Annotated in this window: 1 protein-coding gene; it reads left to right on the plus strand. The window is 39.4% G+C overall.

Translation table 11 applies throughout. The annotated features are described in order from the left end of the window. Nucleotides 1–32: 32 nt before the first annotated feature. The coding region (locus BZG79_RS15820; RefSeq protein WP_199878098.1) for a sulfatase-like hydrolase/transferase at nt 33–1,128 on the plus strand (1,096 nt) is incomplete at its 3' end.

The raw sequence follows: 1,128 nt of genomic DNA on the forward strand, positions 1-1,128 counted from the left end.
GTTGGGGATTGTACGATGACTCGCTTTTTTCAATGTTAAAGGATGAATATTCTCGGTTGTCAAAAAACGGAAAGCCTTTTGGGCTATTTTCATTAACGCTTGATACACACAACCCTAATGGGCATACATCACAATTCTGTGAACGTATTCATTATAAGGATGGGAGTAATCCTATTCTTAACTCTGTCCATTGTGCCGATGTTCTCGTGAATAATCTGGTTGAGTATATCAAAGAAAATCCGGGTAAAAATGAAACTATAATCGCCATTTCTTCTGATCATTATGCGATGAAAAATACTGCATGGGACGATCTCAATAAGGGAAAAAGAAGAAATTTGTTTATGGTCATCGATCCAGCATCCCCAGAAAAGGGAAAGACGATTAATAAACGAGGTTCGATGCTAGATGTTGCACCTACGCTACTCTCTTTTCTTGACACTCCCATTGACGGGTTAGGGTTTGGTCGAAACCTAAATGCTGACGTTCCATCTTTGGCCGAAAAGAAGAAGAGTATTGATGCCTATCTAAACGAACATCAAAATGTTGTGAAATACCTCTGGAGCTATCCGAAACTTGATAATGGTGTTCATTATTCTTTAGAGGTAAAAGATCGCTTATTGTTAGGTGATAGAGAAGTATCACTTCCAGCTATTTTTAAGCTGAATGACGACGCCAATGTTGATGAAATTATTTTTGATAATTACGGGCTAAAGAAACTTGGCGATTATATGGAAGAGATGAATATAGGCCAAGGATTTATTTGGGCAGATCGCTGTAAGTTAATCTACGCGTTTGCAAGATCAGAGAAAATTGGCGAAAGCGATAAAGATAAATGGTGTGTTTCTTCTGGAACAACAGGAGCGAGTGATCTTTCGTCATGGGATCTCACTGATAATATGACAATTAGTCACACTGATATTAAAAGCTCTCTATCCAGCAACGATTTAAGTGAAGCGTCTCATAAGGATCGTGTTACTGGAATATCAAACATCCTTAAGTATGGTGTGGGAAAGCTCGATACTTTATCAGTATCTTCGGAAAGCAATATGGTCGGGAGCGTCGTTGTTCGCTCTGCTGGATTCAGTCGTGGTGAGTCCTATGTTGAGCAAAACGGGAAGAGAGTCAAGC

The sequence above is a fragment of the Salinivibrio sp. MA427 genome (assembly GCF_001996115.1).
Lineage (GTDB): Bacteria > Pseudomonadota > Gammaproteobacteria > Enterobacterales > Vibrionaceae > Salinivibrio > Salinivibrio costicola.